The following is a 24,258-nucleotide window of genomic DNA, read 5'->3' as shown; positions in this document are numbered from 1 at the left end:
GGAGTTTGTCGCTATTTACCAGCTGCCATCTCCAAAATTTCGTGAGTATATGCATCGTCAAGATTAGCCGGTTTTTCTATTACGCCGAATTCATGTGCAATATCAGCTGTCTGTTTAAACATCGCATCATCGATGGCACCAATTTTCTCTGCATCAAAACCCTCAGGCACAACGAGTTTAGCTACTTCACTCATCATTTTCAACTGATGGTCTTTAGATGTACTTCCTCCTTCTGCAGCCTTCATCACAGCATCCACTGCATATTCTTGATTCTCCACCGCATCTTTCCACCCTTTAATGGATGCACGGAGAAACTTAGCTGCGACTTCTTTATTCTCAGAAAGCCATTCTTTATTTGCAAATAAATTATCCTCAAGCATGGCTACACCTTCATCATTCATATCAATCACTGTTAGATCACTTTCAGAAATACCTTCTTCAAGCACTACCTGGTATTCGTTATAGGTCATCGCTGAAGCCGCATCTAAATCCCCGCCTAAAAATTGATCCATCGTAAACCCTTGCTTCACAAAAGAAAGGTCTTTGTTTTGGTCGTATCCATATTTATCAAATAACGCTAATAGTTCAAATTCATTACCACCCATCCAGTTACCAATCTTTTTCCCTGCTAAGTCCTCTGCTGTCTGAATTCCTTTTTCTTTTTTAGATACGAGAAGTAACCCGCTTTTTTGATACATTTGGGCAATCTGAACTAAGGGCAGTCCCTGTTCTTGATGGGGTAATAAGCTAGCTACCCAACCAATCCCTATATTTGCAGCACCATTTGACACTTGCTGTTCAGGAACGATATCAGGACCACCCGGTACAATCGTTACATCAAGTCCCTCATCTTTAAAGTAGCCCTTCTCCATAGCGACAAAATAACCAGCAAACTGTGCTTGCGGTACCCATTTCAACTGTAACTTTATTGGTGTGAGTTTTTCTGAGGAAGTTCCTGAAGATGACTCATTATCTTTACTACAGGCTGCCAACAGTAAACTAAGGGCCATCACAACTAAAATAATGCCTTTGCGCGTTTTTCTAAATTCCCTTTTCAATACAAATCCCCCCAAACAATTAATTTCTTTCTGATGGATGCCACTTTAAAAAAACCTTTTCTACCCGCTCTACCAGTAGATAAAAAACGACTCCAACAATGGCGGCCATAACGATACAAGCCCACCCTAAAGGCATCTTAGCTACTTTTATTGAGTTAGAAAGGAGATAACCTAACCCTTGAGATGAAAAGAAAAACTCGCCGACGATTGCCCCAATCATACTTGCCGTTGTATTAATTTTTAGTGCAGTGAAAACAAAGGGCAGACTATTAGCTATCCTCAAGTATTTAAACACCTTATGTTTTTTTGCTGCATAGGAATGCATTAAATCAAGTGCTAACGGATCAACCATCGTCATTCCTTTATAAGCATTAATCGCCATAGCTGACATCGTTGTAATCGTAACAATTGCAATCCTTGACCCCATTCCATCACTAAACCAAAGATTCATGATCGGTGCCAAAGCAACAATGGGTACTGCATTTACAGCCACAACAACCGACAATCCGCCTTTCCCCCATTTAGGCCAAGAAGCTGCAAATAATGCGAAAACAAATCCAATTGACGAACCAATCACCATACCTGTTGCTGCCTCGATAAAGGTATATCTTGTATAGGTCAGCAACGTTTCCCAATTTACTGATATCGCTTCCCAGATAGCAGAAGGTAATGGAAGTTGGTACGTTTGCAGCTGGAGAATACGATGGAACACTTGCCACTCCCATAACAGCATAAATAAAATACCTGCTGCAAGCGGGAGTACTGCTTTACGAATTTTCCCTATTTTGTTCCTACGAGTTTGCACCCTTGGATTGATTACACGTATTGATTGGGAACTTGAAACCGTTTCAAGTTCCCAACTCACGCTCTTTTCTGCTGGTTTACCTACCATTTACTCATCACCTCCTGTTGACCGAAATTCCGGCTGCCAGGGAGCAACAATACGTTCAATGAATGTTATTAATAAATAGCTGAAAATCCCGAGTAACGCTCCTGCAATAACCGTTAACCAAAACATGTAATTATGAGATGGACCATAATAAAGATTGCGAAGCATAATAACCCCCAAGCCATTTGTAGCACCCATTAATTCAACAAGGATTGCTCCTGTTACCGCTAATGGAGCCGCAATTTTCAACCCGCTAAACAAGCCAGGCAAGGCTGCTGGAAAGCGAAGTTTTGAATAAACAGTCCAAGGCTTAGCCGCATAAGAATGCATAAGTTCAACAGCGGCTGGATCTGCGCTGCGTAAACCTCTTAACACATTTAGTGCCACAGGGAAAAAAGTAATATAAGCAGCAATAATAATTCTTGATAATTGATCATCGTGCACGATTCCATAGACAATAGGAGCCAAACCTAAGATGGGAATCATTTGGGATCCAACTGCGTACGGAAAAGTTAATTGTTCTACCCATTTCGATAAACTCATTAAAATCGCTAATAAGGTTCCTACCACAGCACCCAATCCGAAACCAATTGCTGCGTTTGTAAAGGTAACCCATCCCTCAGAAAAAAGCGTGCTTCCATATTCCATCATCGTAAACATTAATTCATGAATATAAGGCAGTTTTGATTGAGCTAGAGGCACTTGTAATACCTGCAGCAGAAACCATGAACAGATTTGCCAGATAACAAGAAGCCCTACAATCCAGATGAATGTTGGTGTCCAACGTTTTAGCTGTATGTAGTTTTTCATCCTCTATACCCCTTCAAAGCTGCTTCGAATATCAGAAATAAGCTGATAAAATTCCGGACTATTTCTCATTTCTTTTGTTCGAGGACGAGGAAGATCAATTTCTACAATTGCAGAAAGTCTTCCCGGATGCGGAGATAGCACAAAGACACGATCAGAAAGAAAGATGGCTTCAGAAATACTATGTGTAACAAAAACCACGGTATTCCCAAACTTACTCCAGATTGACAATAGTTCTTCATTTAAACGTTCTCGAGAAAATTCATCCAAAGCAGAAAAAGGTTCATCCATCAGTAAAATCTCTGGCTCCATCGCTAGTGCTCGTGCAATCGCCACACGCTGCTGCATCCCCCCGCTAAGCTGCCAAGGATATTTGTCCTTAAATTTCTCTAGGCCTACTAATTCTAATAAATTGTGTATGCGCTTCTCTTTTTCAATTTTAGTCATACCCATCATTTCTAACGGAAGTGAAATGTTTTGTTTTACTTTTCGCCAATCATACAAAACAGGACTTTGAAACACAATTCCATACTTTTGGGCTAGCCTAGCTTCCTTCGCTGTTTCTCCTGCGATTTTCACTTCGCCGCTAGTTGGCTGAATCAAATCAGCCATAATTCTGAGCAAAGTGGTTTTTCCACAACCTGAAGGCCCGAGCAATGAGACAAATTCTCCTTTTTGAATATTGACACTCACATCTTCAAGCGCTAAAATCTCTGCGGCATCCGTTTGATAACGCATGCTCACATGCTCGAACTCAATTTCTGGAAGGCTCTCTCTTCTTATCGCCATTAAAAATCACTCCTTTGTATACAATTCAATTCTCTACGATAACTCATGTTATGTTTTATAACATTATATAACCATTACCATAGTATTACATTAGACAAAGTGTAAAAGGATTTATATAAACCAATAATTTGATAGATAACCTTACATCCAAGCAGACAAAGTTCCTTTTCACGAAACAGACACTCTGTCCTTCATATAAGGTATGCATGTATTAGGACAAAACAACTATTTTTTTACTAATAAAATCGAAAGAAATTTTACTCAAAATAAAAAAGAACCCAGCCACTATACGTGACGAAGTTCCTTTTCTTACGTGAACCCATGTGTTAGAAGTCCAAAAAACTACTTACCTACAAAGCTATTCTTCTTAAGGAAATGAATAATTTGTTCTTTATGATGATGATCGTGGTCTGTAAATTCTTTAACAATATGTTTAAGCGAATAAGGCGTTCCCGTATGCGGGCAGTGAGTTACACCATTTGAGGTTAATGATTTGTTTAACTTTTCTGCAGGAATTTCATTAAGTTCTTTCACAAGTAGTTCCCTAGTATCTTTTGCTTCTATAAGCAGCGTTGACTGTGATATGCCGGATTTTGCATAATCAGATGCCTTTTTATTAAAGGGTTCAAAATCAGGAAATTCCATCCCCTTTTCCTTCTTTACAGATGGAATGACTTCGGACAATAGATGATGATCCCAAGCAGTAATATGAGCTATTATTTCACTTACCGACCATTTGCCTTTAGATATCGGTTTAGACCATAATGTTTCATCCAAATCTACTAGGGTCTCTAACCAAGATGAATAGTTACGTAGATTACTAATTTCACTCATTCTTTTCCCCTCTTTTTCTCTAATATTACAAAGCATAACATAAATCCAGATTTTAACAAAACGTACGTTCTTGTATTAATGAAAGAAAAAAACAGGCTGCAAGTATTTCCTCAGCAGCCTGTTTTATCATACTATCTTAATCATTTACGAAGACATGGTAATTCCGCCATTAATATGAATGCATTGTCCCGTAATATATGCACTTTCATCAGATGCCAGTAATACATATGCTCCAGCATGATCGGCCGGCTGTCCTGGGCGTCCAAGAGGTGCATCACTGCCAAATTCCGCTACCTGTTTTTCATTAAATGTAGCCGGAATTAGTGGTGTCCAGATTGGGCCTGGTGCAACCATGTTGACCCGGATTCCTTTTTCTGCCAAGTTCTGAGCTAGGCTTCGCGTAAACCCGACGATTGCTCCTTTTGTAGCTGTGTAATCCATCAATATTGCATGGCCTCTGTAAGGGTTGATGGAAGTCGTATTGATAATGGTATTCCCTTGTTTCATGTGTGGAACAGCATGCTTACTCATATAGAAAACAGAATGAATATTCGTGCGGAACGTCTTATCCCACTGTTCAGCCGTAATATCTTCAATGTTCTCTGTCGGGTACTGCACCGCCGCATTATTAACGAGGATATCCAGCTTCCCGAATTCATCAATTGTTTTTTGTACGAGCTCCTTGCAATTTTTCTCTTCGGAAACATCTGCCGGAAGTAAAAGACAGCGAACGCCTTCTGCTTCAACTAGTGCCTTTGTCTCTTCAGCATCGCTGTGTTCGTTCAAATAGTTCACCACAACGTGAGCCCCTTCTTTCGCATATGCAATCGCAACAGCTCTTCCAATTCCACTGTCCCCGCCCGTAATTAAAGCGACCCGTTCTTTCAACTTCCCACTGCCTATGTAATCAATCGGTTGTACTGGAAGCGGGGTCATCTCAGATTCAATTCCAGGTTGCTGCGGCTGAGTCTGTCCAGGTTGTCCTTCTTTTTGCTGTTCATAAATATTCAAGTTAATTCCTCCTCTATGATGATTTCTAGTAATACTTTAACCTTTCCAAAGAACGTGTAAACATCAACCATTTCAACTTTTTTATATGAAATCGATTACAACCTTAGCCCTGACTTCTTCTTATATAAACAAAAAAGTTGAGTGTATCTCCATCGATTTCATAGTAAAGAATTTTTCCAAACACAACTAAAAGGCCGCAAGTTTGCAGCCTATCTCCTAAATTTATTAACTAGTTGTATGATTTCCTATAAAAACGAAAGCAACGGACCTCTTTTTCCTATTGTCTCTCATCCTGTCTTGCATTTTGCTGCAGAAGATCACGAATTTCTTTTAAATATTGTTCGGTGGCTGGTACTTCTACGACTACTTCTTTGACTTCTTCTTTTTTTCTAAAAAGAGAATTGGCTATCTTCATAAACATGAAAATCGCAAATGAGATAATGAGGAAATCGATTATCGCTTGAATAAATGATCCATATCGAATACTTGCATCTCCTACTGGATAGGACATTTCCGAAAAATTCACTCCTCCTAGTAAAATACCAACAAGCGGAGTAATAATATTTTCTACGAGGGATGATACGATTTTCCCAAATGCAGCGCCCATCACTACAGCGATAGCAAGATCGAGAACATTCCCTTTAGAAACAAAAGCCTTAAATTCTTTTATCATGACACCTTCACCCTTCTATTCACTATTTACTATTAGCTTATCAGATTGCTAGATAAATTTGAACAGGGGATGCAGGCTCTGTTTCTTTCTACCTGTCTAATTCAGAATGCTGTACCGTTTCTTTTTTTCGTATATCAATTAAGACAAAAATGAAAAACAGCACAAGTACCATACCGGCAAGTAAAAAGCTTCCTCTAATGCTTAGTGGCAGCAGACCCAGTACGGATGATCCGACAACCACACCAATGGAGAAAAAAGCGTAAAAATAACCATAAGCCTGTCCGCGCATTTCTGGCGTTGTTGATTGAATCAACAGCGTATTAATGGAAGGAAATAAAAAGGCGAATCCCACTCCGTAGAGTGCCATCACACTGTATAACGTAATCGTAGTCGTCATTTGACCGATTAACAATTGACATGTTGCTAATATTCCCACCCCAATCATTAGGGTATGCACTGGAGACACACGATCAAACAAACGATTGGTCGGTAAGATAAAGACCAGTACCGCTACAATCCCAAACATACTCAACAGTGTTCCTGACATTCGTGAACTAAACCCAAGTGATTCCACATACAGCGGCAGCAGATAAGCCAGTACACCTTGAGAGAACATTAGGAAGAAAGCGCCCATAAAAGCTTTTTGTACGCCAGAGTTCCAGCTAAATGACAGCCGACGCTCATTACTTTTTTCCTTACTCTTATTTAGATGCCTTAAAAAGGCTGCACCAACGATCAAAAGACTCCCTAGAATCCCCACAAAGGTAAATACATTTGGAACCGAGGTTTTGCTCGCCATTATTCCACCAAAAGCCGGACCCACAATCGCAGCAATCCCTACAATTGAACCCGTAATCGCACTTTTACTGCCTTGCTCATTGTTTGCGGTTGTATTGGCCAATAACGTAAAGGCTGCTGGTACGATTAATCCACTAAAAAACCCATGCAACGAACGTACAACTAGTAAAGTCAAGGGATCATCAACCAGTTGGTACGCAAAAAGCGCAGCACTTGTTGTACCTAATCCAACTAACATAATCCGCAATGGACCGACCTTATCCGTTAACATACCTGAAGCAACATTCCCAAAGGAATTCGTAAATGAATACAAGCCGACTACAATTCCAGCGATAACTGTACTTGCTCCAACAGATGTCGCAAATGTACTCATAACCGGAAGCTGCACAAATAGATCAATAAATGAGAAGAAAATAATACAATAGACGATCCATGACATCTTAAATGGCTTTACCGTATAACGATGCTGTAGTTTTTTTAAATAAAAATCAAAAATAAAATTCCCAAATGGTATAAATGCTGCAAGCAAGGCTGTAATTGACCAGCCAATAGACCATTGGATACGGAGTGCTGCGTATAAAATCGTAACGATGTATAACACGAAAATCCCCCCGTGTATACTGCCGTTAATAGTGACAGCAAGGGGAAGATCAGCATAATATTTTAAGGGCATAGCGATGAATAATAAGGTCAACAAAGAAATCCCATCTACTATTCCTGCCACGCGTAAGAAATTTATCGGTGAACGCATTCTAGTACTCCTTTATTCTATAGTATATTTCTGAATACCCCTGGATTAACTGTCATCAAACTAGTAAACGGTTTACATTACTTTCTTTCCATTTTACCTGTTCTCATCTCTTAATTTATAGTCAATTATAGACAAATTGTGAGAAATCCTCTCTTTGTTGCTAAGAATCAGGTTGGCCCTAATCGTGAAAAGAACCTTCAATCCTAAGATCGAAGGTTCTTTTTGTATAAAATAGTTTAATGAACGCGTTCCGGCGAACTTTCATTCAAGCCAAGTGATCTTGCAGTTGACGCATGAATTTGTTGGAAAAGCTCTGGGTTTTCCATTAACGACAACCCATAAGAAGGGATCATTTCTTTGATTTTCGGTTCCCATTCCTTGATTTGTTCCGGGAAACATCGAGTCATGATTTCAAGCATAACGTGTACGGCAGTAGATGCACCTGGAGAAGCACCTAATAATGCAGCTATCGAGCCATCTGCGGCAGTTACCACTTCTGTTCCAAATTGAAGTGTTCCTTTACCGTTAGCCTCAGTATCTTTAATTACTTGCACACGTTGTCCCGCTACTACGATATCCCAATCCTCACTCTTAGCATTAGGAATGAATTCCCGTAACTCTTCCATACGCTTTTCATTCGAGAGCATAACTTGTTCAATTAAGTATTTGGTCAGTGATAATTCTTTTACACCTGCCGCCAGCATTGTAACGACATTATTAGGTTTTACAGAACTGAGTAAATCAAACATCGAACCTGTTTTCAAGAACTTAGGTGAGAATCCAGCAAAGGGTCCAAACAGCAGTGATTTTTTATTGTCAATATATCTTGTGTCAAGATGCGGAACAGACATTGGCGGAGCGCCTACTTTTGCCTTACCATAGACTTTAGCATGATGCTGTGCGATCACTTCAGGATTTTTACAAACCATAAATAGTCCGCTTACTGGGAAACCGCCAATCCTTTTTCCTTCAGGGATACCGGATTTTTGAAGTAAATGCAGGCTTCCACCCCCTCCGCCGATAAAGACGAATTTGGCCGTATGAAATTCAGTTGTTCCTTTTTCCATATCACGTACTTTTAATTCCCATAAGCCTTCGCTGGTGCGTTTAATCCCATCCACACTATGTTTATAGTTTATATTAACGTCGTTATTCTTTAAGTGGTCGAATACCAAGCGCGTTAACGCACCAAAATTAACGTCCGTTCCAGAGTCAATTTTTGTCGCTGCTATCGGTTCATTCGATGTACGCCCTTCCATAATAAGTGGAATCCATTCCTTCAGCTTTTCAGGATCATCTGAAAATTCCATTCCTTGAAACAGCGGATTGTTTGAGAGCGCTTCAAATCTTTTTTTCAAAAATGATATATCTTTTTCCCCTTGGACCATGCTTGTATGAGGCAGCGGCATGATAAAATCCTGCGGATTGCGGATTAACTTCCTGTTTACAAGATAAGACCAATACTGTCTTGAAAGCTGAAATTGTTCATTCACTTTAATCGCTTTGCTAATATCTAAAGATCCGTCCGGTTTTTCAACTGTGTAGTTCAGCTCGCACAGTGCAGAATGCCCTGTTCCAGCATTATTCCATTCGTTAGAACTTTCCTCCCCAGCCTTTGCGAGCTTCTCAAACACTGTTATTTCCCAATCCGGTGCTAATTCCTTCAATAATGATCCCAAAGTCGCACTCATGACTCCAGCACCAATTAAAATAACGTCTGTTTTTTTCTGTATGCTGCTCATTATAACCTTCCTTATCTCCTATATTTGCAAAAGAGATGCAGGCGCTCCTGCTTAGGTGTCACAAAAACAAAGGCGCAACCTACGTACACATCTTTTCTGTATCAATTATAAATTATCATAATTATTTATATATTAAAATATCTATTGTTGAAAATTTGTCACAATTCAGCAAAAAACTAGTAAAAAGTGAGAAATCTATCAACTTAATCCCAGAAACACACAAAAAAATAAGACCTTTATAAACTACGGCTGCTATTCTTAAATATACTATATCGTATATTTTACAAATATGAAAACGCTTGCGTTTCTTTTTAAATATATCACAATAACAGTTCGAACATTGATGCCATCCCGTCATTGTTTTGTTTATCCCAAATATTCTCTTGGTCTATTATATACTACTTTATTAAATAGTTAAATATTTTGTGAACTTAGTCAGACATATTTTATCAAATAACAGAGAAGAATTTGTCTCCATATACCAAATTTTTAAAAAATGCTGACTCATAGGGGTTTTTGAAAATTGGTCGCCTTCTTTTAACACTTACACCTTAGGCAATTTCCATTTAAGCTAGCATCTAGTTTTCTCATGGGGGGTATTTTACCTATTTTTCTGCTTTTCCTGCCATTAATCCCGTCTGGAGTAACCATATTCCCGTCTGCGATGATGGTAATCCCGTCTGGATCATGCGTATTCCTGTCTGGAGACCACGTATTCCCGTCTAGGCACGATTTTCAGTCCCAAAATACCCCACTGGGTATAGATAATTATCCTACTTTTAAATGAAGACTAAACATATATGTTACAGGTGTGATGATTTGAGGTTCTCCTTCAAATTATCTGTAAAATATGATAATTACCATTTTAGAGAACGAATTAATCATGTTTTGATTCCCCCTATAGTAAATTATGAAAAGCTGATTACTTTTTTTTACGGTTTGTCTTTACTGATTGATTAAGAAATTTCCTATACAAAAGAGACTTTTCAATAGAAAAGTCTCTTGTATTTTTATAACATTTTCTCAATGACGGCTTTAGAGGTTCTTTCTTTATTTGTTTCTGATATCTGCCCTGTTTTCCGGTAGTATTCTGCATAAAGAACATCTAATAAGTAAAGTTGAGCTAATTTGGCTGAGAGACTGCCTCCCTGAAGAGGTCCTTCATTCGCACCACAGAGTAAGGTGATATCCGAATAATTGGTTAAAGGGGACTTTACAAATCTGGTAATCAGAATGACTTTTGCGGCTCTTTGTTTGGCAATTTTAGCTACTTCGATCATATCCTTCGTCGAGCCTGAATAAGAAATGAGCACAGCAACATCTTTCTCTGACATCAAGGCTGCTGTCATAATTTGAAGATGTGAGTCAATCGAACACTCCGTTTTATTACTGATTCTCATAAACTTATTTTTTGCTTCCATAGCTGTCATTAAGGAGGCGCCTACTCCAAAAAAGTGAATTCTTTCAGCCATAATCATGCTCGTAATTGCCTCTGAAATATCGTTTTCATTAATCAATTTCTGTGTTTCTGTCAGTGCATTAATATTTGTCGTTAATATTTTCGAAGATACTTCTTCAAGGGTATCTTCCATCGTAATCTTACTTGTCAATTCTTGCGTGTCTTCATCTGGTGAAATACTTTGAGCTAACACGATCCTAAACTCTTGGTACCCCTTTAGCTTCATTGTCTTACAGAACCTAAACACACTTGATTCTCCAACACCGCAAGCATCTGCCAAATCAACAATGGACAGGTAAATTACCTCTTTTGTATGATCAAGAATGTAGTCCGCCACTTTTCTTTCCGTATTAGTGAAAGAATTGTATGTCGATCGTATTAATGTAAATACATCTTGATTTGTCACCCAATCATCTCCTAGCATTTATGTGAAGAGCTGCCGCACCAAGTAGTCCTGCTTTATTTCCAAGGGAAGCTTTCACTATCTTCACATCTGAAAAACTTTCCATGACACTCTCTTGTACTTTGTTTGAAATCATAGAGATAAGGCTGTCTTGCTCCATGATGCCGCCTCCGATGATGATAGCAGGAGGATTAAATATGTGAATAAGCGATACGAGACCTAGAGCCATTTCATCGATCCATTCATGAAGTACTCTCTCTAGTGTAACATTGCCTTGTTCAAGACCAATAAAAATTTCTCTGCCATTATGATATTTCTTATCTATTAATTGTGCCTTTTTTACTAGAGCTGTAGTAGAAGCGTATGTTTCATAACATCCCTTTCGACCACATGTACACTGATTCCCGCCAGGATGGCTAATGATATGGCCGAATTCAGCTGCAATCCCATTGTTTCCTTTATAGATTTGTGAATTTATCATGATCGCCCCGCCAATTCCTGTCCCATAGGTCAAGCAAAGAAAATCAGTATAATCTCTCCCTGCACCGAACTGTTTTTCTCCTATAGCTGCGGCGTTCACATCATTTTCAACTTCGACAGGAACATTAAAAACACCTTCTAAAATTGTTTTTAATGGTGTACCCGTGTAGTTTGGGATATTTTCATTTGCATAAATTATAGACCCTGCCTGACGATCCACTTGGCCAGCTGTACTAATCGCAATCGCTTCAATGTCCGGATACATAGAGATCGCGTCAATTAATGTTTCGACTATGAAAGGGCCGCCTCTTTTCGACTCAGTATCATATTCTCTAAACGCTGAAATACGCCCATTCTCATCAGTCACACAAAATTTTATTGAGGTACCTCCAATGTCCACTGCGGCTATTATCATATCTACCACTCCTTTTTACATCTTTAAAGAAATATAAATCCCAAGAAAAATTTTCCGGGGATTTATACGTTAACGATCATTCAATTACTTGCACAAACCTCTTTGTAATCTCCATTGGCCTCGTTATGGCTGTACCAACCACAGCTGTATGAACGCCTAAATCAAACACACTCTTAAGTTCTTCTGGCGTCCATATCCCGCCTTCAGCTATGACAGGAATAGGTAGTTCATTTACTAATTGCTTAATTAAATCTAAATCCGGAATTTGGTGATGTTTTGTGTACTCTGTGTAACCATTTAAGGTGGTACCCACACAATCAAAGCCTAATTTATAGGCTTCCATTGCTTCTTCAAAGGTCGAGCAATCGGCCATAAAGAGTTGATCTTTATATTTCGCGCGAATCTCTGGAAATGTTTCGCTTATCGTTTTACCATCCGGTCTTATTCTTTTAGTCGCATCTAACGCAATAATATCTACACCCGCCTTGTAAAGAAGATCTATTTCTAAAGCAGTAGGTGTGATAAAAACAGCTGAATTCTCATAAACTCGTTTAATAATACCGATGATTGGTAAATCGACTGTCTCTTTTATCGCCTTTATGTCTTCCACACTATTCGCGCGAATCCCCGCAGCGCCGCCTTTCATGGCAGCATCCGCCATTTTACTCATAATAAATGGGCTATGAAGCGGTTCCTCTGGGAGAGCTTGGCAGGAAACAATTAATCTTCTCTTTATTTGTTCGAAAATCTTTTGTTGTTTACTCATAATCTAGCTCCTTGCTGTAATTATTCTTTGACTCCCCCAATTGATATACCTCTTGTGAAATAACGTTGGAAGAAAATAAATATGAGAATCATCGGGACAGCCGCTATCGTTGCACCAGCCATCTTATAAGCAAAGTTTGGATTAAGATCCTGCATTAACGTTGCAATACCAACCATTAACGTCTTGGAATTGACTTCTTGTCCGACTACGAGCTGCCATAGGTAGTCGTTCCATACTTGAACAAAGTTTAGGATAAATAAAGCCCCAATGCCGGGCTTGACCAGCGGAAGCATGACCTTATAAAAAACAGTCCATTCAGTTGCACCATCCATTTTCGCTGCTTCTCTAAGCGTATCTGGAATCGTATCGAAAAATCCTTTAAGCATGAACACGCCAAATGCGGTTGCAACATTCGGGTAGATCATCCCGCTGAGCGTATTGACCATTCCTAAATCTTGAATCAATCTAAATAACGGCACGATTAATACCTCTTTAGGTACCATTAAACTTGAGATAAAGATAACGAAGATAATATTTTTAAATTTAAAATTCAGTTTCGAAAAGGCATAAGCAGCGAGGGAACTAACGATCACCAGCCCCACTGTTGAAACCGTTGCGACAATTAAACTGTTTAAAGTCCATTTAAATGCTGGTTGATTCGAAAAGACATCCACATAGTTAGAAACGTTGATGCTCGCTGGGAACCAATCAGGCGGCATTTTCACAACATCTGAGCTATTCTTCAAGGAACTAGTAAATAGCCAATAGATAGGGAACAGGCTTAACAATGCAAAGAAGATTACAATGACGTTGGATAAGATATCACTCAATTCTAGCTTTTTCTTATTCTTGTTTTTCAAGATAATCTCCCCCCTAATTTTTAAACATGGCTCTTAACTGAGGAATAGACAATATGATTGTAATTAAGAACATAATTACACCAACAGCTGAAGCGATGCCTAACTGATTATATTTAAACGCATTATTATACAAGTAGTACATCATCGTACTCGATGAATTATTGGGTCCGCCGCCAGTTAATAACTGGATAACAACAAATATTTTTAAGACAGCGATGATATTCATAATGATGATATAGGTTGTGGTTGGTTTGACCAGCGGAACAAGTATTTTAAAAATTACCGTCGTTCTGCTCGCTCCATCCATTTCAGCTGCCTCAAATAAATCTTTAGGAACTCCGATCATGGAGGCAATATAAAGAATAATTGCCTGTCCTACATTAATGGCAAACGTTATAAAAATGATGACCGGTAAAACGGTATTTTTGTTTCCTAGTAAATTGATAGAGGACATGTCCATTTCTCTAGCTAAATGCGGAATAAGTCCATTACTAGGATTTAATAAGAAACTCCATACCATTGTCATAACAACCATTGAGACCATGACAGGTATATAATAACTTCCCCTGATCAGCGAAACATACTTTGCGTTTTTATCAAAAATTGCTGACGCAACGAAAAGGGCAAAAAATACTGTTAATGCCACAATAAAGATAACAAAGATCACGGTGTTCATTGTTGACTTCACAAATACAGGATCTTTAATTAATGTCATATAGTTTGTGAATCCTATAAACGTTTCTCCTGTATAACTAATCTTAAATAAACTCAATCTTATTCCTTCAAACACGGGATAAACGATAAATACTAAAAAGAGTAAAAGCTGTGGCAATATAAAGAGATAACCGGTTATATTTTCTCTAACCCTATCCGTTTTCATTAGCAACTTTCCTTTCTATGTGCTTACACAATGAATTTCATAAAGGAAATTACTTGATAATTGAATCTGCTGTAGCATCTTCAATTATTTTATTCCCGTTCTTTTGATAATCCTTTAATACGTCTGCAGGCTTCTTTTCACCTGTATAAAGAGCTTGAAGTTCTGGATATAACACTTGTCTAACTTGATTGTATCCAGCTACATTTCCCGTGAAATTAAAGACGTATTGTGCATTCGCTTCATAGGCCTCAAATAAAGGATGTTTTGACTTAAATTCTTCCACAACAGATGTTCTAACCGGCACAGCGTTTTTAGATGCTTTAACTAGTTCTTTATCTGTAGAGAAAAATTTCACAAAGTCTTTAGCGACTTTCGTTTTAATTTCATCATCTGATTTAAAGACAGATGCACCGGTAACATAAGTAAATGTTAATGGATCGCCGCTTTCTGATGGGATATTAGCAAGTCTCATATCGAACTTAGGTGATTTTCCACTTTCCATATCCGTCTTTGCATTTGAATACAATACAGAATTAGTAAAGTTTATAGCAAGCTGTTGGTTTTGGAACATAGCGTTTGTATCATTTGAAGAAACTGACTCAGCGCCTGGGTTAGTTAACCCCTCATCGTATATTTCTTTTAGCCAAGTTGTTGCTTTAGCTCCTGCTTGATCATTAACCACGATTTTTCCTTTTTCATCGAAGAAAGGATTCCCAAACATTCTAAGATACGATAGATTCCACGTATCAGCTTGATTATTTAAGGCAAATAGCCCCATAGGATACGCATTAGAATACGTCTTCTTCGGCAAATCCGCTTTGATTTTTCTAAGAATGGTTTCATATTCTGCTAACGTCCATGTTTTAATTTCATTTTCATCACCAATAAACTCGTCAAGGCCTGCAGCCTTAAACATATCTGCGTTGTAAGCTAAGGTACCTGGGTTTTGTGAGAAAGGATAAAAATAGATGTTTTCTCCAAACTTCACGTTTTCCCAAATACTCTCTGGAATATCTTCTTTTGAGGCATCATCTACTAGATCGTCCAATGGTTCAAGAGCCCCTCTATGAGCATAATCACCCATAGCGAATACGCTTTCAAAAAAGACATTAGGAGGAGTGCCGCCATTTAAATTAACATTCAGAAGTTCATCCCGTTGATCTCCAGCAATTACCTGGGTATTTACTTTCACATCATAATCTTTGTACTGAGCACTAAAGTCTTCTGCCGCTTGTTTAAAAAAGCTGTCATAATCGGCTCCTTCTTCCGAACTATCAATAACACCTTTCCATTGAGGAGTTAACCAAGCTGTAATTTCAACCGTTCCTTTACCAGAACTTTTTTCAGTTGAATCGTCCGAACAACCAGCCAATGCAACAGAAATCAGCAGTATACATGCTGTCATTAACACGCGAAATTGTTTTTTCATATACTAATCCTCCTAGATAAAGTGTTTAATCATGAATTTGTTGGAAAACAATCCGTAGTCTATTCTAAGGAGTCTTACGTTAGGTAGTAGAAAGCGTTAGCTGTATTTAGCAATTGTTTGATCAATTAAAACGCTGATTTCCTCTGCTTTTGTAAAGTCATCGCCATAAATTGGCTCCAGCGGTCCCCTTACACTTCCAATATTGATTCCTTTTAATTTCAAAACTTCCTTAATTGCAGCATACATAGAACCGTTAAGCGAACACAGCGCAATAATAATGTCATTAATATCTGTTTGAATGTTTCGTGCTTGATCAAAGTTACCGTTAGTGACAAACTCTTCAGCTTTCAGAAAAAGTTCAGGCATCGCTCCATATGTACCGCCAATTCCACTATCGGCTCCGATTAATCGTCCTGCTACGTATTGTTCATCTGGTCCATTAAAGACTAGAATCTTATTTTCTCCTGCCTTTTTAAATCGTTCAATATCCATAACCGGCATTGAGGAATTCTTGACACCAATCACTTTTGGATTCTGAATTAATTGATTAAATAGCTTGATAGAAAGTGCATATCCTGTTGTTTGCGGAATGTTGTAAATGATGAATGGCAGCTCCGTTGAATCAATGATGTCTGACCAGTACTTATAAATAGAACTCTCTGGAAGTTGAAAATAAATGGGAGGAATGGCTGATAGAGAATCATATCCCAACTCTTCTGCATATTTTGCTAAAATGATACTCTCTCTCGTAGATGGTGCACCAACATGAGCAATTAAAGTAAGCTTTCCTTTAAGGGCATCTGCAACATATTTCAACGTAGCCTTTCGTTCTGTAAGATTTTGATAAATACACTCTCCAGAACTTCCACCAACATAAAGACCTTTGACTCCTTTTTGATATAAGTGCTCACATAGACTCTTTGTTCTCTCTTCAGAAACTTCACCTTCATCATCGTAGCAAGCATAAAATGCTGGAAAAATACCTTTGAATTTTTCTATCAATTTATTCCCTCCAATTAACCGGTGTCTAAATCACCTAATTTTCAGTAATCTTAGCATGTAATATAATTTATGTAAATAATTTTCTTTATTTATTCTATTTTGGAAATTATTTTCACTATTTTTTAACAATAACCTATGTAAATCAGCCTATTGGTTGATCTAATGCCCTCTTACACGCCAAAAACGCAAACCCTTTATATAAAAGGACTTGCGCTTTTTATTTAGATACAGGAAATACTATTAATCTATTTCCCAATTTACATCAATTTTTCCTTTCAATTCATCCCCAGTTACGATGATTTTGTATACACCTGGTTGGGCCGCATTAAATTCAATTGCTTGTGTACCTTCTTCCTCAGATTCCTCTAACTCTTTTATCCCTACATACTCTTCGTTATGATCTAAAATATGATACCCATACCCGCCTTCATCTATTTGAGTAAAGGAGAGATAACTCGTTACCTTCTCCCCCTTTTTTAAAGATAGCAGAATCTCATGTTTACCATTAAAATGCTCAAACTCTGCGGAGAATGATGAATTAGTTTCTTCTACCGTCCAGCCCTTCTTACTAGTAAAATCATACAACCTAACACTTAACAATAGCGGGAAAACCAAAAGAATAACCCATAAAAACTTCTTTTTCCTTTGAAAGAGATAACTGCTAAAGGCATAAATAAACGCACATAATGAACCAACGGCTCCAGCGATCACAGAAAAAAAACTAATTCCCATAAAAGGAAAAAACACAATGAAACCTGCTAAACAGTGTAGAAGCACACCAGTTTGGACAGTGAACGCTATCCATCTATACCTAATCAAATCGATTAGCAGAGTCGTCACTAATGCATATCCGCAAATCAATCCCCAAATCTTTAAATTCGAAAGATACTCTGTAAACTCATACAAATCGAATTCAGTGGCCAACAACAAATAACTGCACATAAGAAATAGTAACAGACCAAGTGCTGCTAATTTATTGACCATGTACTCTACCACGTTCGGAGAAACGAATTTTTTATTCATACATCCTCCAAGTTAGATTTTCTTGATTAAGGTATTTTAACATAAAAAAACCCATTAAAAAGGGAACCGATACTTTATGAGTACCGGCCTTAGTAATGCTATTTACGAAGAGACTCTCTTAAGAATTCCTCTAAATACGAAACATCTGTAATTTTCTTATTACATTCGCTGCTATCTGCACAAATAAGATTACCGATAGACTTATAATAATCTGGGTTATTTAGCTTTCTCGCTTTTGTTATGGTAGAAAAATGAGTGACTTCTCCGTGGCAATGGCAAATGGAGCAAATATTTTTCTTTGATGATGGAGAAAAGGAACATTCAATACCGACAACCTGTTCATCTAGCTCATAAATTATATACTTTTTATTTGACCTGCTATCCATCCAGCTTAAATAAGTTGTGCTTGTTAAGTCTACAGTAGATAAATCAGGAAGTTTTAATTTTTTACTTTTTGGAAATAGCTTTTTAAGTTGTTGGTCGGTAATGGTTGGGAAAGGAAGAACATAGTCCTTCAGTTTCTCTAGAGCTTGATCGTATGCTTCAACTGTTTTAAAAGTAGAAAAATCCAATCTACTTTTTTGCTCTTCTGTCATGTTGGGAACACAATTGAGGATTTTATCATTTGAAATCTCATAAACGGAGGTTAACACATCAGCAGGTAAATGCTGTTTAGTACTATCTTTAATCCAAGCAACTTGTTTCTTGATAAAGTTAAGCTGCTCATTTTTAATAAATCTCTCGTTCATCCGTATCGCTCCTAAATTGATGCTTTGTTTTGGTACACTTATTTTAATAGAAAACATGCAGTTCTACTAGGGCTAAAACCATTTAGAAACGTTGTATACATAAAATAATCCTGCAAATCGTACATTTGCAGGGGAAGATCAATACTTAGAATAGATAATACTTTCAACGGAAAGATTCTAAAATGAGCTTTTCAGGCAGTACTTTCTGTGCGTTTGTATACTTCAATTTTGCTCGCTCCTTATTTTGAATTGGAATAAGGGAGCAAAGCAAATTGGTTAGAAAAGTTATAGCGATAAAGTTAACCTTTTCGCCCCATGCAAAGTATCGCTTTTCTTACTACTGGCTTTGCATGAGTGTGAGAAGTATCAGACAATCGTCTACGATTCTCCAACTATAAGCACCTCCTTTAAATGAATTTCACTGAACCATACGTATCTTTATATATCGAATAAATACTTTGTATGGTATTTCAGCATGATCATAAAGGGAATTCATACCCTACATACGTAGCCATTTTCTCAAATCCTACCTTTTCTGCAATGGCAATTGAAGGCTTATTACTTTCCATACAGTCCCAATATGGAAGCTGGTTATTCTGCAAACAGTCTTTAACAAACTGATGAGCAATCTTTTGAGCTAATTTTTCCCCTTGGTGCGCTTCTACTGTTTCTATAGCGATCCCATGAACTCTCCCCGCCACAAATCCAGAGAAACAAATACTAACCACTTCATGTCTGTAAACAACGCAGTAGCCGCATCCTTCCTCTAAAAATTTTTCAGGTGAGGACCAAAACTCAAGGATCTTTGCATGTAAAAAATCAAGATTGATTGTACCTTTATTTTCAACTAAAGTTTCGTCTATTTTTACTACTTCATATCCTTCTTTAAGTATTGGCTCACAGTTACTTCTATACTTTTCTGTTATCAACAAATAAATTCTTTGGTTCCAAGTCCCTAAACAGCGATGTTCAAATACTTCTTCGATTATTTCATTCCACTTATTGTGATTCCCAATAGCTTCAAAACAATCCAAATGAACTTTTTTTGCCTCTTGAGTGATGATAGAATCAATGAAATGATTGATATAAGTATTAAAGCTCTCATTATCCTCATTTCCAATAAAAAGGAAGCCATCATTATTCCCTAACCATATTAGTCCAGTTTCAGGCTGCAGCCGATCATCTACAAATATCCTTCCAGGGTTCATTCCTTCAACTATGGCTGCTGCTTCTAATTGCCCCTCTGGATGAAGCAACCCTCTGCATTTTCTAAATTCACTTTTATCCAACTCAACAATCATAATTTCCCCACCTAATTCACCTATTTTTAATCCGGTCGTTAGCACCTGTCTTCTGCTATTATAATGGTAATTACAGGGAATAAAAATCATTATCAGGCACTTTCAAGACAAAAAAAAGCCCAAACCCTTGAAGCAACAGGATTTAGACTTTTTAAACAGAAGACCTTAAGGAAATCGCATTTATGATTTGCTCAATACTATTCATCAAGAACGCCAGTCATTTTTTTCTGCTGGTTATACCATTTCCGAACCTTTTCCACTAACCAAAAGGGCACAGGCTGTCCATCTATTAAATGGTAATATTGTGTATGACCTTTTTTAAGCATCTCCCAACGAAAATCGTTCCCTGGCTTGGTGTACTCAGAAACATCAAGGACTATTGCTCTTCCATTTTGGAGTAGGATGTTTTTCAAATGGATATCACGTGGGTTAAGTCCCTTTTTTTGAATGTACGCTCTTGCTTCCTCTACGTCATTTATAATCTGTTTTGGAATGTGAATACCTTGTAAAAGGCAGTCACAGAGTGTTTTTCCTTCTTCGTAGCTTAAAACCAAATAATCGTCGTATGATGCAAAACATTTCGGGAAAAAAGGCGAGTCTCCCAATCTATCATAAACACTTGCTTCAATTTTGACTTTGAATACTTTATCTTTAGCATATTTTTTAAATGCAAAAGCTGGGGCATAAGGAGATTGAAAAACAGCCGCATCTGTTCCCATCCCAATACACTTCATATTATCCGTTTCACCGCTTATGGTTACAGACTCGTTATTTGGATTTGAAAAAACAGTAATTTTGGAAATAGACTCCATAGCTATCTCCCAGTCATTTTTCATAGCTTATCTCCCTTTAGTATTGAAATATTTACTCACTCCATTTTCCTTCATTTAATACTATTTATTAGCTCTTTTCAAATTTAGATTATTACATAATATATTCTAACTCATTAGAATTTTGCTTCTTTTTTAAGGCAGGCTTAATTTTTCGTTACATGTTAGATGATCTATAGAATAAGAGGAAGTTTCGGTTACAAAAAAGCCTACACAAATATGTCAGTTTGGGACCGATGTTGCCCTTCTTTTATCCCTACTTCTACTTGAATAAAGAGCCCATTGTAAAAAGTTTTTTTATGTACTATTTCCATTCCGTTCTCGTTTATCATCTGTAATGTATCTCGATTTAAACAGCAGCCATCACATACTTTTTTCCATAAAGGCGTAAGGCACTCCTGTAAGTTAGCAAGAACAACATTTTTCATTTTAACGTGTTCAAATATTAGAATCTTGCCTTCCGGTTTACAGACTCTTTTCATTTCTTGTAAAGCCGTTTCCGGATTGGGGATCGTGCAGAGTACTAACGTAGCCACCACCGTATCAAACGTATGATCATCAAAAGGCAATCGCTCAGCACTATCCTTGATAATTTGGATAGGCACTACAGACATTTCTCTTTTCTTTCTAGAACGGTCAATCATATGTTGACTAGGTTCAATGGCAGTAACTGTTGTAACCGAATGATGATAATAAGGAAAATTCACTCCAGTACCTGAACCTATTTCAAGAACTGAACCATCAGCCCGTTGAAGCAGTTCTTTTCGAACCGTTTTAAATTTCCCTTTTTCCAAAGGGCCCATAAAAAAATCATACCATTTTGGAAATATACTACTCATTGATTAAATCCTTCTTCCTATTTATTTATACGTTGTTCAAGCTTTTGATTGATATTCTACTAATTTGTTTCGTAATGCTTCATCGGTCGCATAAATATAAAGCCCTTTAATTCCCCTTTTCATTAAAATATTGATGGAATTAAGTACGATTCGTTCTTTAGCTTCATTTACATTTTTAGTTCCATCCATTCCTGTGTATGCACCAATGTCCTTATATAACGTTGTATCAATCAATAGGCAATCATTGACTGCGTCATATTGAACAGACGGTCCTAACAAAACACCTACATAGTTTAAATCAAACCCTTGAATCGTGTAAATAGATCCTGCCTCCTCAACTGTCTCCGTATTTTCTGCCCATGTATACTTGCTATCAGTGGTGTTCCAAGGTATTTTATAATCGCCATTAGCTTCACTAACATAGTAGATTTCCTTGTCTTTTTTATGTAGAAAATCAAATGTCGATACAACTCTGCTTAGACCAAATTCTTTATTTCTTTGCTTAATGGCCTCGTGCATGTCTTTTAATGATGCAAACACCTTAAATTCATAGTTTTCATCTTTCGGTAGTGGCTTCAACTGTTTCTGTTTAAATTGATTTATCCAGTTAATAATCTCATCATTTGCCTGCATACGGAACTGATTTGTGAGTTTGTATCGATCGTAGTATGCGCTTATCTTTTCAAGTTTCTTTAATGTGGAATCTCCCCAAAGACTTTTCAATTTTAAGACCTGGTCTTGGTCAAAGATAATGACAACTACCTTTGCTAATTTTAGTAGCTCCTCCAATTGGTTTTGTCCATAGAAGTTATTATAGGTATCAGGCCTTGTTAATAGTAAATGTGCTTCATCTACAAAAATGATATCAGCCTTTTTCTTGGCTTTTTGAAGCTGATTGATAAGTGAAGTAGGCTTTGCAAAATTCTTCCCTTTTAAATGTTTTACTTGCTTCGCAATACTCTTATATGTTTTGTACATTTCCTCATGGTTCACAACTAAGTAGTTTTCTGTACCATATAAATTTGAAAATTGCTCTGTTGATTGTGTTTGGATTGTATTAAATATAGAGCTTAACACAACACTTTTCCCTACTCCTGCTTCACCTTCAATTACATATAAGCTTCCGTATTCATTATGATCTTTTACTACTTGCCCTTCACAAAACTCTAATACTTTTTCTTTTAAATCAATTTGTTCGATCGAGAGTTCTTTAAATGGTGAAAGCTTGAATATATCTTTATTTTCTATTGTATGAAGCTCGTTATTTACTAACTTTTGCGCATATAATTCCGACCATATCTCTGTAAATAGCTTCTGGTCATAAAATGGTTTGTTATAATAATTATGGGTAAAATCGTTCACTGTTTTGCTTTTATTTTGTAAGGTATATTTTTCATCACCAATAAAATAATTGATGAGCTTCGTTTCTAAATGAAAGGTTGCTGAACGATTAAATTCCTCATGCTTGATTAAATTAATTTGATCTAAATTTTTCCGATCCTTATTCTTAATATGTGCTTTCATTCGATTTTTAAAAATAACAGTTTCACCTATATAAGCCTCTTTATTTCCATTTAAAATATAAATGACCGGGTAGTTTAAAAATTGTTCTTCATTATTAATTTGATTTAAGATTGTTTGATCAAATTGATAGGATACGATTTCTACTGTACTCAAATTATTCACCTGCTCTATTTCTTTCGTTATCTCACCAGTTACAATAATGGTCTCTAAAGTTCAGCCATACAATAATTATAAATTTATTGAGGGCCGGTTTCAGATGATTATTCTTAAAGTTCCCTATTTTCCTAACAAAATGTTTCTCTCGATATCATTGATTTTTTTATTTACATCTTTGACAGCAAAAAAACCAGCAGATATACGGTTCATTTCCTATCCCATACTATATAAAAATACCCTATAGGTAAACTGATTTAAGTGTTTACACATAGGGTACTGTTTAACTTTATTTTGAGAAATTAATTTTTTTATTTAACATGTATATGGTTATACCTCCTACTGCCATCGAGAAAGCTTCACCGATTGCAACTAAGGCGTATGTAGGCCAAAAAGGTAATCCGAGAACAATAGTTAGTTGACCTGCCACTGTAACCATCGAAACAGTGAAAAGGATCCCCGTTATGACGATTTTTAATGCGATGCTTTGAATATTTTTCGTTAGTGCTCGACAAAGTAAGAGGACAAGTAATGTTGCGATTCCTCCAAGCGGCACGTCAATTATCCATGTTGGCGAGTAAAAATTCGCAAGCACAACACCTAGTGTCACAGCATATACATAGCGTTTGTTGAAAAGTGCAAGGTAGTTAAACATTTCGGATAAGCGCAGCTGTACTGCACCGAAGCTAATAACCGCTAAAATCACCGTTACCACTACGTAAAGAGCTGCGACCAATGCTGTTTTCGTCAAGTCGCTAACATGCGAGCGTGACGAAGCAATCGTATTTTCCAT

23 protein-coding genes are annotated in these 24,258 nt (G+C 37.3%); all 23 read right to left on the bottom strand.

Translation table 11 applies throughout. The annotated features are described in order from the left end of the window. Positions 1–11: 11 nt before the first annotated feature. Positions 12–1,058 carry an ABC transporter substrate-binding protein gene (locus MHI18_RS16560; protein WP_340848881.1) on the bottom strand — a complete coding sequence of 349 codons (1,047 nt, stop codon included), beginning with the start codon at positions 1,056–1,058 and terminating at the stop codon, positions 12–14. A 19-nt stretch (positions 1,059–1,077) separates the two neighbouring features. Next, positions 1,078–1,950, bottom strand: coding sequence for an ABC transporter permease (locus tag MHI18_RS16555; RefSeq protein ID WP_340848879.1), 873 nt, complete (start codon positions 1,948–1,950; stop codon positions 1,078–1,080). Continuing rightward, entirely contained in the window at positions 1,951–2,757 is an 807-nt protein-coding gene (locus tag MHI18_RS16550; protein WP_340848877.1) for an ABC transporter permease, read from the bottom strand. Between the two features lie 3 nt (positions 2,758–2,760). Continuing rightward, positions 2,761–3,543 (bottom strand): ABC transporter ATP-binding protein, encoded by a 783-nt coding sequence (locus tag MHI18_RS16545; RefSeq protein WP_340848876.1) that lies wholly within the window; start codon positions 3,541–3,543, stop codon positions 2,761–2,763. Positions 3,544–3,885: 342 nt separating this feature from the next. Next, positions 3,886–4,377 (bottom strand): DinB family protein, encoded by a 492-nt coding sequence (locus MHI18_RS16540; protein ID WP_340848874.1) that lies wholly within the window; start codon positions 4,375–4,377, stop codon positions 3,886–3,888. Positions 4,378–4,521: 144 nt separating this feature from the next. Then, a complete protein-coding gene (locus MHI18_RS16535) occupies positions 4,522–5,388 on the bottom strand; it encodes an SDR family oxidoreductase (RefSeq protein ID WP_340848872.1) in 867 nt (288 codons plus the stop codon). A gap of 277 nt (positions 5,389–5,665) precedes the next feature. Next, positions 5,666–6,061 carry a large conductance mechanosensitive channel protein MscL gene (mscL, locus tag MHI18_RS16530; RefSeq protein ID WP_340848870.1) on the bottom strand — a complete coding sequence of 132 codons (396 nt, stop codon included), beginning with the start codon at positions 6,059–6,061 and terminating at the stop codon, positions 5,666–5,668. Between the two features lie 88 nt (positions 6,062–6,149). After that, entirely contained in the window at positions 6,150–7,610 is a 1,461-nt protein-coding gene (locus MHI18_RS16525; protein WP_340848868.1) for an MFS transporter, read from the bottom strand. A gap of 236 nt (positions 7,611–7,846) precedes the next feature. Then, on the bottom strand, positions 7,847–9,352 hold the full coding sequence (locus tag MHI18_RS16520) for a malate:quinone oxidoreductase (RefSeq protein WP_340848866.1): 1,506 nt from the start codon (positions 9,350–9,352) through the stop codon (positions 7,847–7,849). 1,010 nt (positions 9,353–10,362) lie between these two features. Next, positions 10,363–11,217 carry a MurR/RpiR family transcriptional regulator gene (locus MHI18_RS16515; RefSeq protein ID WP_340848864.1) on the bottom strand — a complete coding sequence of 285 codons (855 nt, stop codon included), beginning with the start codon at positions 11,215–11,217 and terminating at the stop codon, positions 10,363–10,365. Positions 11,218–11,221: 4 nt separating this feature from the next. Next, positions 11,222–12,109, bottom strand: coding sequence for an ROK family protein (locus tag MHI18_RS16510; protein ID WP_340848863.1), 888 nt, complete (start codon positions 12,107–12,109; stop codon positions 11,222–11,224). Positions 12,110–12,185: 76 nt separating this feature from the next. After that, complete coding sequence (locus MHI18_RS16505; RefSeq protein ID WP_340848861.1) at positions 12,186–12,875, bottom strand: N-acetylmannosamine-6-phosphate 2-epimerase; 690 nt, start codon at positions 12,873–12,875, stop codon at positions 12,186–12,188. Positions 12,876–12,895: 20 nt separating this feature from the next. Continuing rightward, a complete protein-coding gene (locus MHI18_RS16500; protein WP_340848859.1) occupies positions 12,896–13,735 on the bottom strand; it encodes a carbohydrate ABC transporter permease in 840 nt (279 codons plus the stop codon). Positions 13,736–13,748: 13 nt separating this feature from the next. Beyond that, positions 13,749–14,615, bottom strand: a complete 867-nt coding sequence (locus tag MHI18_RS16495; protein WP_340848858.1) for a carbohydrate ABC transporter permease — start codon at positions 14,613–14,615, stop codon at positions 13,749–13,751. A gap of 49 nt (positions 14,616–14,664) precedes the next feature. Next, a complete protein-coding gene (locus MHI18_RS16490) occupies positions 14,665–16,044 on the bottom strand; it encodes an ABC transporter substrate-binding protein (protein ID WP_340848856.1) in 1,380 nt (459 codons plus the stop codon). Between the two features lie 96 nt (positions 16,045–16,140). Beyond that, positions 16,141–17,046: a dihydrodipicolinate synthase family protein gene (locus MHI18_RS16485; protein WP_340848854.1), complete on the bottom strand. Its 906-nt coding sequence runs from the start codon at positions 17,044–17,046 to the stop codon at positions 16,141–16,143. A 240-nt stretch (positions 17,047–17,286) separates the two neighbouring features. Continuing rightward, positions 17,287–18,069, bottom strand: coding sequence for a hypothetical protein (locus MHI18_RS16480; protein WP_340848852.1), 783 nt, complete (start codon positions 18,067–18,069; stop codon positions 17,287–17,289). A 98-nt stretch (positions 18,070–18,167) separates the two neighbouring features. Next, on the bottom strand, positions 18,168–18,818 hold the full coding sequence (locus MHI18_RS16475) for a FusB/FusC family EF-G-binding protein (RefSeq protein WP_340848851.1): 651 nt from the start codon (positions 18,816–18,818) through the stop codon (positions 18,168–18,170). 479 nt (positions 18,819–19,297) lie between these two features. Beyond that, on the bottom strand, positions 19,298–20,119 hold the full coding sequence (locus MHI18_RS16470) for a GNAT family N-acetyltransferase (RefSeq protein ID WP_340848849.1): 822 nt from the start codon (positions 20,117–20,119) through the stop codon (positions 19,298–19,300). 197 nt (positions 20,120–20,316) lie between these two features. Next, on the bottom strand, positions 20,317–20,955 hold the full coding sequence (locus MHI18_RS16465; protein WP_340848847.1) for a serine/threonine protein kinase: 639 nt from the start codon (positions 20,953–20,955) through the stop codon (positions 20,317–20,319). A 203-nt stretch (positions 20,956–21,158) separates the two neighbouring features. Next, positions 21,159–21,788: a class I SAM-dependent methyltransferase gene (locus tag MHI18_RS16460; protein WP_340848845.1), complete on the bottom strand. Its 630-nt coding sequence runs from the start codon at positions 21,786–21,788 to the stop codon at positions 21,159–21,161. A gap of 36 nt (positions 21,789–21,824) precedes the next feature. Beyond that, positions 21,825–23,465: a DUF2075 domain-containing protein gene (locus MHI18_RS16455; RefSeq protein ID WP_340848844.1), complete on the bottom strand. Its 1,641-nt coding sequence runs from the start codon at positions 23,463–23,465 to the stop codon at positions 21,825–21,827. Positions 23,466–23,754: 289 nt separating this feature from the next. Then, on the bottom strand, positions 23,755–24,258 hold the full coding sequence (locus MHI18_RS16450) for a QueT transporter family protein (RefSeq protein ID WP_340848842.1): 504 nt from the start codon (positions 24,256–24,258) through the stop codon (positions 23,755–23,757).

Origin of the sequence: Peribacillus sp. FSL H8-0477 (genome assembly GCF_038002765.1) — a bacterium.
Lineage (GTDB): Bacteria > Bacillota > Bacilli > Bacillales > DSM-1321 > Peribacillus.
Note: the sequence above shows the minus strand (reverse complement) of the source record. Positions and strands in the feature narration are given on the sequence as shown.